The organism is Cellvibrio sp., assembly GCF_053579595.1.
The window spans coordinates 5405-16526 of the sequence record NZ_JBRFPI010000054.1; the positions used below are offsets into that span (position 1 = coordinate 5405).

Consider the following 11122-nt stretch of genomic DNA (forward strand, 5'->3'; position numbering starts at 1 on the left):
CCGTAGATTCCGTAGATTCCGTAGATTCCGTAGATTCCGTAGATTCCGTAGATTCCGTAGATTCTAGAATGATTACCGGTTTTGGGTATTCCGGTTGTGTAGGTGATTTGCGATATAAGTTCAGCAGCTCCTGCAAAATCATCAGACCAAACAATACAAATCCCATCGAGTAAATCAGTACTAATACCTGCTGTATACGAAAAAGAATAACTTTATTGCTGGGCTCCAATAGCTGGGTTGCTTTATAAACAATAGCGCCCGTGTAGTAATACAGTGGCGGATGAAAAAATGCACCGCCTACTGCATAGTCAACGGGTGGAGGCATCCAGTGTTGGGATAGGTATTCAGTGTAGCCAATATGATCGCCCAGATCGTGCTCTCGGATATCAGCGGTGGTAACTGAAAAATAAACCAGGCGAATTAATAAAGCACCAATAAAAAGTACTTTGATCGGTGTAGATAAACGGCAAGCGGTGGTGATTTTGAACGCGAGCAAAATTGCTACAGCGGTAAACAATAAATAGATAAGGTGCGTGATATGACCATTACTTTCTGCACTGATAACTATCCCCATCAGACCGCCTTGATCCATATAAAGGATTTCAATTTGATTGTCGCCCGGATGTAAATAGTCTTTAAGTTCGTAGGTAAACCCTTTGCTGTAATCTTTGCGTTCGTGCGCTGGAATTATACTTAGATCAATCGGGTGTTGATTGATTGTTAACGTGTAAATTTCGTCGTCAGGAATAAAGCGTAATAAAGTGCTGGTGTATTTGCCCATCGCGAGTGTGCCGGTTAGGCGGTACACTCCACTTTCATTGGACTGCATAAAGCCTGGGGTAGCTATGGTCTCTATATTTCCTGAGGGTGTAGTCAGGCTAAAATTAGAGAAGACGGGCTGTATACTTTGCATGAGAAGAATCAATAGGCCAACAGCTAAAATCAAGACGTAAAGCGTCTTTGATTTTAGAGTGCGTACTAGCAGCGATTTCATTTTATTCTTTATCCTTAATCAATGAATTTAGTTTTTTAATTTCTGCCTTGAGTATGCCGACTTCCTGAATCAAGTTTTTGTTACCTTCCGCCAGCTTTGAAATAACGATTGAAAACTGAATCAATATAAAAAAGACGGAAATAACCAGCATCAATAGCAAAGCGGCCGGGGCATATAATATACCAACCGCACTGGCAACTATTTCCAGCATAGGTTTGAAAATGGATAAGACGATAAAAACAAATCCAAAACCTAACCACAGTAGTGAGTATTCTTCCTTAAGTTTCCTGCGTTTTACCAAACGCAAGATAAATAGAAATAACATCAGGCTACCAATAATAGAAAAAACCTGAATGCGATTGTCCAGTAGAAGTTTCAATGTATCCTCGATCATAACGAGATCCTGCGAATTTTTTGTCGTTGTGATGTCATCAACATGGCCAAAATTACTTTGATCATATAGTGTGCTGATTTCAGGCCGGAAATAGATGAATTGCCGCCTTGTCGCTCGACCATTTCAACAGACACCTCGCGGATACGGAAATCGTTTTTACCTAATAAGATGACAGTTTCGGGTTCGGGATAATCAGTTGGATAATTAGTTGCAAGAAACGCAATAGCCTGTTTGTTGTAGGCGCGAAAGCCGGAGGTGCTATCGGTAATTTTTTTATTGATAAGCAGTATGTTCATCCATTCAAAAATACGAATACCAATGCGGCGCATAAAGGTGGATTGAAAACCCATGGTCTTTTCAATAAAGCGTGAACCTATGCAGACATCGTAATCGTTGCACTGGAGCGGCGATAAAATTTTAGGTATCTCGCTGGCGAGGTGCTGCCCATCGCCATCAAATTGGATTGCGTAATCATAGTTCTGATAGAGCGCATATTTAAAACCTGTCTGTACTGCACCACCGATTCCAAGATTAGAAGGCAATTGAATGACGGTTGCCAGCCCGTTAGCCTCTGCTTCACGTTGGGTGTCATCTTTTGAACCGTCATTAATTACAAGGCACTCATAATCAGAGTTGGCTCCGTGCAAGGATTGAATAACCTTGCGAATATTTTTTTCTTCATTGTAGGCTGGAATGATTATTAGGATTCGCTCTCGCATAAGCGTGCACCAGTATCAAATTGGGTCAGTGAATTGTTGGTATTTGTTCTTCAGGGGGCGCTGTTGGGGCAATAGATATTACTGTGTTGACCCAGTTGGCATGATCCCATTTGTCATCTTTCAATGGAGCCACTTTCAGTGTTAGTTTTTGTACGCCACGAACATCGAGATTAATAGTGGGAATGTCGCGCTCATAACCTAACATAGGTGCAGATTCCCATAATAACTTATCATCGCCCCATACGGAAAATTGCACATCAGCAGTACCGACTTCATCATCCAAAGCAGCTATAAAACTAAAGTCGACGGCATCTGGGGGTAACTGGTATTGGATCTCAGAACTAGCATGTGTACCTATTCCTTGTGCATAGCGGCGATTAGCTATCGACAGATAGTTGCCATCGTAACTGCGGTTTAATGCCATAGTGCCGTGATCTTGTTTGGCATAGACAAGGGGTAGAGTAGTCAGAAAAGTTTGTTTGCCGGTGAGTGTGAGCGTGTGAATTTGGTAGCGGTCAAAAAAATAGCCTGCCATTCCTAATGTGGCAAAAATAAAACACCACATGGATATAGCGGGAAGTTTGGTCGCGAATTTCAGTAGCGTCGTTAGCCAGCTGATGATCCTGCCAGAGCTAACCAAATCAATAATGGCTAAAACTAGCAGAACCATAGTGCTCCAGGCAAGGCCATGCCAGATATCTGAACCGTTGATTTCTAAAATGATCAACATGTTCAGGCTGCATAATAGGCTGAGTGCTAAGAGATAAACCAATTTTTGTTGTGCTATGGCGCTGAAAGTGATCGCCATAACGACTGCGGGAAATAAATAACGCTCATGCATGGCAGGTAGTAACGCAAAAAAAGCCAGTGCACAAATGGTTGCAGAAAAGAGTGCTTGTGATAATAGTTGGCGCTCGTCGGTTACGGTGTCATTCTTGATAAGAAAGTGAATGCCGTAGAGGAAAATACCCAGTGCGGTCAAGGAAAATAACAGCATCCCAAAATACTTTGCGATAAATATTTTGGCCAAGGCTGAATCAGCCGCAACACCGAATAAAATGATGTTATCGGGGGCCACATTGCCGGTTAGCAAAATCCAAATATTAGCGGCATTGAATGTCGTCATTGGATATTGGCCTAGAGTATCAATGTACGCTTGGTTAACCGATTGTAAAAAATGCCCGGCAAGGATCGATGGCATAAATACCAGTGCACCCACAGCGATAGCAATAAAAACGCCTATCAGGTTTTTGCCGATATTGCGGAAAAATAAAAATCCAAATACTGGTGCGAAAGCAATCATTTGAAATTTAGTTAACAATGCCAGCACAAAAACAGGAACAGAAAGGTAGGTGTATTGCCGGTAGGTGGCCAGTAAAAATGCACCGAACACCATAGTGGCCGGTATTAAATCAACTTGTCCCCAAATAGGGCCATTTACTAATATGGCTGGGTTGATTGCCGTTAGTAGTAAAATAATATGAGTGAATTGATTTGTGGCGTTGAATCGGCGTAATTGGCTGTGAATTAAAATAATCAATAACCCATGGAATATCACGACAGGTAGCTGGGTAAGAAATTTTAATAAATCATTATGCTCAAGTGGTATACCTGTGGTGTTGTAAATCTGCCCAACAAGATAGAGCCAGTGGATATAAAATGGAGGATAGTTTCCATTAAAACTATCGTAACCGGTAGTTGATAGTTGTCGCACCCAATCTTGCCAATAACCCAGATCCTGGCTGTAGCCCTTGAGAAAGAGCAATGTGAAATTAGCGAATATGGCCAGAATTAAATAGCTGTGTAATAGATGGGAATTAACGCGGCGATTGTCGCATAAATCCAACGGCACGATATCGACAAAGGTTATCGCGCTTTGTGTGGGTGCGCGCTCCTGATCGCTGGCGCTAGTTGTTGTGGATCCCCTTGGTTCATCAGCAGCAGTGGTCGTCGTGTCGTTCATTTTTATATACATACCTGATTTTTCTAAATGGGCGTTTGCTTATTGATCCTTCCGTCCGACAATGTCGCTAATATGAAACTTAGGCCTTCTTTTTACTTCCTCATAAATTTTCGATAAGTACTCGCCAATAATTCCAAGGCAAATTAATTGTACACTGCCGATAAATAGCAAGGGCAAGAGTACCGACGCCCAACCGGGTGCGGCATTGTCAGTAAATAAACGCACTACCAAAACCCAGGCAATCAAGCTAAAAGAGGCAAAACCTGACAGCAGGCCTAGCACGGTGATCATCCGAAGTGGTGCAGTGGAAAATGCAGTAATACCTTTCCATGCAAACGACAACATTTTTTTCAGCGGATATTTGCTTTCACCTGCTTCACGCGCTTGACGCTCATACTCAACTACAGATGATGGGTAACCGACTTCGCGTACTATGCCGCGCAGAAACAAATTGGACTCATCGTATTCTTTTAGTGATTCTAGTGCTCGGCGCGAGAGTAAACGAAAATCGGCGTGGTTGAACACCAGATCGACGCCCATTTTTTTCATCAAATGATAATAACCTTCTGCAGTAAAACGTTTGAAGAAGGTATCAGTGCGGCGCGCCGAGCGCACACCGTAAACGACATCGTTACCTTTTAAATATTCATCCACCATGGCTTCGATATTTTGCGGGTCATCTTGCAGATCTGCATCGATACTGACCGTAATATCTTCGGTGGTGGTGCACAGGCCCGCATAAAGCGCATTTTGATGGCCTTTGTTGCGCGATAGTTTTACCGCAACAAGCGCTGGATTTTTTGCTGCTTCTTCGGCGAGAATTTTCCAGGTTTTATCTTTGCTGCCATCATCAACCAAATAAATTTTGGATTCCTGGTTAATTTTGCCTTTGGCGATCATTGAGTCGCGCAGGTTCAACATGGTTGCCAGGGTTTTGGGCAACATCTCTTCTTCGTTGTAACAGGGAATAACAACCGCAAGTGATGGAATAGACGTTGTCATGTTAATGATTCCTGTAGATCCAGAATTTATGCACCGCAAAATTCAACACCACGGTGATTCCCGTAGCCAGAAATTGGGCAGCCAAATAATGCTCGACCCAAGGCAGGGCGAGATAGTTATTGAACAACCATAAAAACGCGGCAAACAACAAGGTATTGGTTGATAAGCCGATAGCAACTGCCAGCGCATACTTGGGAAATGTCTGCGCGTGACTGCTAGAGCTCTTGAATGTGTAGTGGTAGTTCGCCCAGTAGTTAAAGAATGACGAGAGTACATATCCCGCTGCAGAAGCAACAACCTCTGGCAATAAACGGCTTTCGACAAACAAGATCAGCAATAAAAACTGAATCAGGGTGGATATGCCACCAATACCTACAAACAGGACGAAGCGTTTCATTGTTATTCTATTAGGTTGTTATTGTAATGAGTTGTGATGAATTGTTAGTCGGTGCGCATCGTAAAAACGCAGCACATTAGCATACTTTTAACGCAAAAGTGGTAGGAATTCTCAAAGCTGGTTGCAGCTTAAAGGGGGAGTGTGACACTAGTATAAAAATTATTGTGAGTGTGCAGAAAATGGTCGCGGGTAGGGAGCGTCTTTCATAGTGATGCGTGCATCATGCCCAACGCAATGCAACACCGGCGCGCTCTATATACATGTACTCCGCTTTATTGGTCAGCGGATGGCATGCGTGGCGCAAGTGATGGTGATCTAAGGTGGACCCCATATATTCCCAGCAGTGCCCTTCATGGATGCAGAGGGGATCTCCGGCATTCAAGCGATAGCTGGCCAACTCATCCCACATTCTTTGCCATTCAGGATGGTTGATATCGAGATATTCCATAAATCGTCCTTTAAGGTAAAACCCGTCGTTGGATCAGGATAAATCTTGTTCAGTTATTCTGGTTTATTAAATTATTTTGTCAAGAAACATTGATAAACCAATGATTTATATAAAAATAATCAAACCAAAAGTGTGTATTGGTTCACCTATCATATAGAAGGTTGCTATAAAAGTGGCGTTTAAATTTGTATTTTTGTTTCAAAAAGTAGCAAGAAAAGTGTAACGGGTTACGGGTGGTTATAGCTGTAATGACCATATTTGATTGACATTACAGTTAGGGAAATGTTTAAAGTAGTGGGAATAGATAAAAACTTGCGAGGAGGCATATCATGAATATCAGCCAGGCGGCTCAGGCATGCGGCCTACCCAATAAAACCATCCGTTATTACGAGGAGATAGGTTTAGTAGTGCCCAGGCGACAAGAGGGGAACGATTACCGGATTTATACCTTGGGGGATGTGGCGCAGTTGCGCTTTTTGCAGCGTGCCAGGGCAGTGGGGTTTAGCCTTGATGAGTGCCGCGAACTATTGGCGCTCTATGCGAATCCACAGCGCCGTTGCGGCCAGGTGAAAGCACTGGTGAGCGAAAAAATAATCCAGGTTGATCAGCAGTTGATTGCGCTCCATGCCATGCGCGATACCCTGGTCGATATGGCGAATGAGTGTGCGGGCGATGATACAAGTGATTGTGCAATTATCAATCACTTGGCGGTGGCTGAATCACCCCAGTTAAAGCGACCTTCGTCTATGGCATTTACATTGGTGGATGCGCCTGTCAATCGTTTGCCTGGTGATGCTTCCTAGCCTGTGCGCTGGTGTTTTTCTACCCTGAAAAAGGCTATGATGCGCGCCGTTTACCTATTTAGCAGTGGAGCAACTATGAGCATCAAATCCGATAAATGGATGCGCCGTATGGCTGAAGAGCACGGCATGATCGAACCTTTTGAGCCAGGTCAGATTCGTTATGATGCCGCCGGTCAGCGCATAGTGTCTTACGGTACATCCAGCTACGGTTACGATGTTCGATGCGCGGATGAATTTAAAATTTTTACCAATGTCCACTCCACCGTTGTCGATCCTAAAAACTTTGATGAAAAAAGTTTTGTCGATATCAAAAGCGATGTGTGCATTATTCCGCCCAACTCTTTTGCACTTGCCCGTACAGTTGAATACTTTCGTATCCCGCGCAGTATTTTGACGGTATGTTTGGGGAAATCCACTTACGCGCGCTGCGGGATTATCGTTAACGTGACGCCGCTGGAGCCGGAGTGGGAAGGTCATGTGACTCTTGAGTTCTCCAACACTACACCACTGCCTGCAAAAATTTATGCCAATGAAGGTGTTGCGCAAATGTTATTTTTTGAATCCGATGAGATTTGCGAGACCTCGTACAAAGATCGCGGTGGAAAATACCAAGGACAGCGCGGCGTGACTTTGCCGCGCACCTAATACCGTGCAGTTAATACCGCGCACGTAATTTTCTGCTGGTGCCGCGCACCCGCTCTGCAGTGTTCATTGTTATGGCTCTCCCTTCCCAAACACAGGTATTAATTGTTGGTGCCGGTGCGGCTGGTTTAATGTGTGCTGCTATGGCGGGTGCGCATGGCCGGGCGGTGGTCGTTGTTGATCATGCCAATAAAGTCGGTAAAAAAATTCTCATGTCTGGTGGTGGTCGCTGCAACTTCACCAATATGGACGTGCTGCCCAAAAACTATCTCTCGGATAACGCCCACTTTTGCAAATCAGCGCTCGCGCGCTACACCCAGTGGGATTTCATTGCGCTGGTGCAAAAACATCACATTCCCTATCACGAAAAAAAACTCGGTCAATTATTTTGCGATAATAAGGCGCAGGATATTTTGTCGATGCTGCTTGATGAGTGCGCACAAGCGGGCGCAGATATTTACACACTCTGCGATATTGAACAGGTTGCGTCTTTGCCAGAAAGCCATTTGCCGATGCGCTATAAAGTCAGGACGTCGCAGGGTACGATTTATTGTGAATCTCTGGTGGTGGCGACGGGTGGTCTTTCGATTCCCACTATGGGGGCGACAGGTGCGGGTTATGAATTGGCGGAACAATTTGGTTTGCCGTTAAAGCCGCGCACAGCAGGTTTGGTTCCTTTTACGCTTTCACCTGCGCAGCTCGCAGTATTTTCGCCCTGCGTTGGTAATGCGCTCGATATCAGTGTGAGTTGTGAAACTGCAAATGGCCAAGTGAGTTTTGCGGAAGCTATGCTCTTTACCCATCGCGGCTTTAGTGGTCCCGCTATGTTGCAGATATCGTCCTATTGGCAGCCGGGTAAAGAATTGGAAATAAATCTGTTGCCGCAATTGAGTTTGTTCGATTTTTTAATTGAGCAACAGACGGTGCGCCCCAAAGTGTTATTGACCACTATTGTCGGTGAATTGCTCACCAAAAATATTGCCCAATGTTTATGTGATTACTGGGGCGTGCAGTGGAATGGCAATCGTCCAATCAATCAATATACGCATGCGGAGTTGCAGCTCATTGCAGCACAATTCCACGAATGGAAAATCATGCCTGCCGGAACGGAAGGTTATCGCACAGCTGAGGTTACCATAGGCGGAGTGGATACCCATCATCTTTCCTCCAAAACCATGGAGGCAAAAACGCAGCCGGGTTTGTTTTTCATTGGTGAGGTTGTTGATGTAACTGGGTATTTGGGTGGCTTTAATTTTCAGTGGGCTTGGGCTTCTGGTGCTGCTGCCGCTGCCTATGTTTAATGAGCGAGTGCGCTAGATTATGGGTGATGTGATCCAATTTAAAAAGCCAAGCCCTTTTGATAAACACAAAGGCAAAACCTTATGCCGCAGTGGTTTTCATAAGTGGGAAGTAGTAAAGGAAAAACAATTTGATGTAAAACAGGGCAAGCTGGTGACTATCTATAAATGCAGTCGCTGCGGTGAGAAAAAAGTGGAATTAAAATAATTCGTAGCAACAATGTTATTGCTATGTAATGAAAAAGGCTCCCTCTGAATTGAAAAACAGGGGGAGCCTTTTTGTGTTTATCGTCAAGCGATTAGTGGTGGTGATGGCCACCGGCACCGTGAGCGTGGCCGTGATTCAATTCTTCTTCGGTCGCTGCGCGTACTTCGGTAATTTCCACATCAAAGGTCAGGTCAACACCGGCCAATGGGTGGTTGCCATCGATGGTGACTTGATCGCCTTCTACTTTGGTGACAGTAACGACCTGCAGGCCTTGTTCAGTTTCAGCGTGGAATTCCATACCGACTTCGATGTTGTCGATACCGGAGAACATGTTGGATGGTAATTCTTGTACCAGGCTGTCATCGCGCAGGCCGTAAGCTTCTGCAGCATTTACAGATACATTCAGTTTGTCACCAACTACTTTGCCGACCAGTGCATCTTCCAGGCCGGGAATAATGTTGCCTGCACCGTGAAGGTATGACAGTGGCTCGTGGCCTTCGGAAGAATCGAGCACTTTGCCGGTGCCATCAGTCAGTGTGTAGTGAAAGCTTGCAACGCAATTTTCAGAGATATTCATAAAGAGCCTTTTGATTTGAGTGAATAGGTTTAGGTGAATAGATTTAAATAAATCAAATTAATACGGTCTAAGTGTTACAAGATTAAAATTTCTCGATGGTTTTGCCATCCAGGGTCGCCTTGTGAATATAGATTGTATAGGCTTCCCCTTTTTCTTCTTGCTGTAAACGCACCAGCAGATAATTCCAATCTTTGGCGAGCCAGGCGTAAGTGACGCGTTCGTCATTTTCACGGCTGCGTTTTACTTTAATGGTGTTCACTTTGCCCAAGGGCGTGTCCAGCATTTCTTCGCCGACGGTCATGAACTTATATTCTTTCAGGCGTCCGCCGTCAGCGATTTGATAAGTGAAATTTTTCTGACCATTGAGCAGATCTTGTTGCATCTGGATTTGGTAGCTCAATTTGTCTTGCACTTTCTGTGCGATATCCATTTGCCAACTGGTTTTTTGCACATTGTTGGTGACGCTTTTGTTTTTCCAATCAAACGATAATTCTGCCGTACGGTCTTTGCTCAAACCCCGCCGGGCATAACTGTAATGGAGTGGGCTGACGGTTTGCTGCGCCGGATTCCACTGCATTTTGCTCTGTTCGGTAATGCTGCCAATGAATGATTCGGCTTTGAATAACAGGTCGTATTGATTGTCTGCCGTTTTGGTTAAACGGTTAGTGACAGTGATATTAAATCCGTAGAGCTTGGCTTTGTATTGATTGTCAAAGGTCTTGGGAGCATTTGCTGCGCTTGCCAAAGATGCACATAGGGCAAAGATAAAAAAAACGCTGACGCGAAGGCTTAACATGGAGATTCCTTTTAGGGCTCATTAGCCTCAATTTGATAACCGCAAGCTGGCAAAAGTTCACCTTTTAACTCAGCTTTGCCGTCCCGCATTTTCAAATCGCCTTGCGCGAACCATTTTACTGCCAATGGATAAATCACATGCTCCTGGTGCTGCACCCGTTTTGCGAGCAAACCTGCATCATCACCCGCCAATACCGGCACCACCGCTTGCACTATTGACGGGCCGCCATCCAGCTCTGCAGTGACAAAATGTACGGTCACACCATGGTGGCTTTCACCGGCATCAATCGCGCGCTGATGGGTGTGCAGCCCCTGGAATTTAGGCAGTAACGAGGGATGTATGTTAAGCATTCTGCCCAGATAATGTTGGGTAAATTCGGCCGTGAGGATGCGCATAAAACCGGCAAGTACAACCAATCCAGGATTGTAGGCATCGATGGTACGCATCAGTTCCTGATCAAAGGCTTCGCGGCTGGCAAAAACTTTATGATCCAGTACCGCTGTTGGTATGCCCGCATTGGTCGCGCGAGTTAAACCCAAAACATCAGGGCGATTGCTGATAACGGCAGCTATCTCTATGGGCAGGTCGCCAGTGGCGACGCCATCGATCAAGGCTTGCAAGTTGCTACCGCTGCCGGAGATAAGAACAACAACCTTCAAGGTTTTTACATCCGCCAAGGGTATTACATCAGGAGTGGACATGCGTATTAAAGGCCTTGCAATTCAACTTGGTGTTCGTCGCCAGACGCTTTGGCAATAGAGCCGATCACAAAGGCATTTTCTCCGGCAGCGCGCAGGATGCCCAGAGCGTTATCTTTCTCGCTCGCCGGAACCGCAATCACCATGCCTACACCGCAGTTAAAGGTGCGGTACATTTCGCGG

The 11122-nt window shown here is 45.0% G+C and carries 15 protein-coding genes; 4 read left to right on the plus strand and 11 right to left on the minus strand.

The window, feature by feature from the left end; translation table 11 throughout:
* The 7 genes from ACWA6V_RS05380 to ACWA6V_RS05410 all read right to left on the minus strand — a co-directional run.
* Nucleotides 1–994, minus strand: a 994-nt coding sequence (locus ACWA6V_RS05380; RefSeq protein ID WP_449521521.1) for a hypothetical protein, incomplete at its 3' end; no start/stop codon positions are given.
* A 1-nt stretch (nucleotide 995) separates the two neighbouring features.
* Nucleotides 996–1388 carry a DUF2304 domain-containing protein gene (locus tag ACWA6V_RS05385; RefSeq protein ID WP_449521522.1) on the minus strand — a complete coding sequence of 131 codons (393 nt, stop codon included), beginning with the start codon at nucleotides 1386–1388 and terminating at the stop codon, nucleotides 996–998.
* Nucleotides 1385–2107 (minus strand): glycosyltransferase family 2 protein, encoded by a 723-nt coding sequence (locus ACWA6V_RS05390; RefSeq protein WP_449521523.1) that lies wholly within the window; start codon nucleotides 2105–2107, stop codon nucleotides 1385–1387. Before ACWA6V_RS05390 ends, ACWA6V_RS05385 begins: the two co-directional genes overlap by 4 nt.
* Nucleotides 2108–2132: 25 nt before the next feature.
* The gene (locus ACWA6V_RS05395; RefSeq protein WP_449521524.1) at nucleotides 2133–4070 is read right to left on the minus strand and encodes an NPCBM/NEW2 domain-containing protein; all 1938 of its coding nucleotides are present in this window, start codon (nucleotides 4068–4070) and stop codon (nucleotides 2133–2135) included.
* 39 nt (nucleotides 4071–4109) lie between these two features.
* Complete coding sequence (locus tag ACWA6V_RS05400) at nucleotides 4110–5072, minus strand: glycosyltransferase family 2 protein (protein WP_449521525.1); 963 nt, start codon at nucleotides 5070–5072, stop codon at nucleotides 4110–4112.
* Nucleotide 5073: 1 nt separating this feature from the next.
* On the minus strand, nucleotides 5074–5469 hold the full coding sequence (locus ACWA6V_RS05405) for a GtrA family protein (RefSeq protein WP_310073948.1): 396 nt from the start codon (nucleotides 5467–5469) through the stop codon (nucleotides 5074–5076).
* A 220-nt stretch (nucleotides 5470–5689) separates the two neighbouring features.
* The gene (locus ACWA6V_RS05410; protein ID WP_449521526.1) at nucleotides 5690–5917 is read right to left on the minus strand and encodes a 4-diphosphocytidyl-2C-methyl-D-erythritol kinase; all 228 of its coding nucleotides are present in this window, start codon (nucleotides 5915–5917) and stop codon (nucleotides 5690–5692) included.
* 329 nt (nucleotides 5918–6246) lie between these two features.
* Between ACWA6V_RS05410 and ACWA6V_RS05415 the strand changes: the two genes are divergently transcribed.
* From ACWA6V_RS05415 to ACWA6V_RS05430, 4 genes are all read left to right on the plus strand, one after another.
* The gene (locus tag ACWA6V_RS05415) at nucleotides 6247–6720 is read left to right on the plus strand and encodes a MerR family DNA-binding protein (protein WP_449521527.1); all 474 of its coding nucleotides are present in this window, start codon (nucleotides 6247–6249) and stop codon (nucleotides 6718–6720) included.
* A gap of 75 nt (nucleotides 6721–6795) precedes the next feature.
* Nucleotides 6796–7365 carry a dCTP deaminase gene (gene dcd, locus ACWA6V_RS05420; protein ID WP_007642150.1) on the plus strand — a complete coding sequence of 190 codons (570 nt, stop codon included), beginning with the start codon at nucleotides 6796–6798 and terminating at the stop codon, nucleotides 7363–7365.
* Between the two features lie 71 nt (nucleotides 7366–7436).
* On the plus strand, nucleotides 7437–8663 hold the full coding sequence (locus tag ACWA6V_RS05425) for an NAD(P)/FAD-dependent oxidoreductase (RefSeq protein WP_449521528.1): 1227 nt from the start codon (nucleotides 7437–7439) through the stop codon (nucleotides 8661–8663).
* A gap of 19 nt (nucleotides 8664–8682) precedes the next feature.
* A complete protein-coding gene (locus ACWA6V_RS05430) occupies nucleotides 8683–8868 on the plus strand; it encodes a hypothetical protein (RefSeq protein ID WP_449521529.1) in 186 nt (61 codons plus the stop codon).
* Nucleotides 8869–8959: 91 nt separating this feature from the next.
* Here the strand turns inward: ACWA6V_RS05430 and ACWA6V_RS05435 are convergent, their stop codons facing one another.
* From ACWA6V_RS05435 to ACWA6V_RS05450, 4 genes are all read right to left on the minus strand, one after another.
* Nucleotides 8960–9445 carry an FKBP-type peptidyl-prolyl cis-trans isomerase gene (locus ACWA6V_RS05435; RefSeq protein WP_310073961.1) on the minus strand — a complete coding sequence of 162 codons (486 nt, stop codon included), beginning with the start codon at nucleotides 9443–9445 and terminating at the stop codon, nucleotides 8960–8962.
* An 82-nt stretch (nucleotides 9446–9527) separates the two neighbouring features.
* A complete protein-coding gene (locus tag ACWA6V_RS05440) occupies nucleotides 9528–10241 on the minus strand; it encodes a DUF3108 domain-containing protein (protein ID WP_449521530.1) in 714 nt (237 codons plus the stop codon).
* Between the two features lie 11 nt (nucleotides 10242–10252).
* A complete protein-coding gene (gene purN, locus ACWA6V_RS05445) occupies nucleotides 10253–10942 on the minus strand; it encodes a phosphoribosylglycinamide formyltransferase (protein ID WP_449521531.1) in 690 nt (229 codons plus the stop codon).
* Nucleotides 10943–10947: 5 nt separating this feature from the next.
* A complete protein-coding gene (locus tag ACWA6V_RS05450) occupies nucleotides 10948–11115 on the minus strand; it encodes an AIR synthase-related protein (protein WP_449521532.1) in 168 nt (55 codons plus the stop codon).
* Nucleotides 11116–11122: the final 7 nt, after the last annotated feature.

What these genes read in the sequence shown, in the direction of transcription:
- ACWA6V_RS05425 (WP_449521528.1), top strand. Translation starts at nt 7,437, where the DNA reads ATGGCTCTCCCTTCCCAAACACAGGTATTAATTGTTGGTGCCGGTGCG.
- ACWA6V_RS05435 (WP_310073961.1), bottom strand. Translation starts at nt 9,445, where the DNA reads ATGAATATCTCTGAAAATTGCGTTGCAAGCTTTCACTACACACTGACT.
- ACWA6V_RS05415 (WP_449521527.1), top strand. Translation starts at nt 6,247, where the DNA reads ATGAATATCAGCCAGGCGGCTCAGGCATGCGGCCTACCCAATAAAACC.
- ACWA6V_RS05400 (WP_449521525.1), bottom strand. Translation starts at nt 5,072, where the DNA reads ATGACAACGTCTATTCCATCACTTGCGGTTGTTATTCCCTGTTACAAC.
- ACWA6V_RS05410 (WP_449521526.1), bottom strand. Translation starts at nt 5,917, where the DNA reads ATGGAATATCTCGATATCAACCATCCTGAATGGCAAAGAATGTGGGAT.
- ACWA6V_RS05395 (WP_449521524.1), bottom strand. Translation starts at nt 4,070, where the DNA reads ATGAACGACACGACGACCACTGCTGCTGATGAACCAAGGGGATCCACA.
- ACWA6V_RS05440 (WP_449521530.1), bottom strand. Translation starts at nt 10,241, where the DNA reads ATGTTAAGCCTTCGCGTCAGCGTTTTTTTTATCTTTGCCCTATGTGCA.
- dcd (WP_007642150.1), top strand. Translation starts at nt 6,796, where the DNA reads ATGAGCATCAAATCCGATAAATGGATGCGCCGTATGGCTGAAGAGCAC.
- ACWA6V_RS05390 (WP_449521523.1), bottom strand. Translation starts at nt 2,107, where the DNA reads ATGCGAGAGCGAATCCTAATAATCATTCCAGCCTACAATGAAGAAAAA.
- ACWA6V_RS05405 (WP_310073948.1), bottom strand. Translation starts at nt 5,469, where the DNA reads ATGAAACGCTTCGTCCTGTTTGTAGGTATTGGTGGCATATCCACCCTG.
- purN (WP_449521531.1), bottom strand. Translation starts at nt 10,942, where the DNA reads ATGTCCACTCCTGATGTAATACCCTTGGCGGATGTAAAAACCTTGAAG.
- ACWA6V_RS05450 (WP_449521532.1), bottom strand. Translation starts at nt 11,115, where the DNA reads ATGTACCGCACCTTTAACTGCGGTGTAGGCATGGTGATTGCGGTTCCG.
- ACWA6V_RS05430 (WP_449521529.1), top strand. Translation starts at nt 8,683, where the DNA reads ATGGGTGATGTGATCCAATTTAAAAAGCCAAGCCCTTTTGATAAACAC.
- ACWA6V_RS05385 (WP_449521522.1), bottom strand. Translation starts at nt 1,388, where the DNA reads ATGATCGAGGATACATTGAAACTTCTACTGGACAATCGCATTCAGGTT.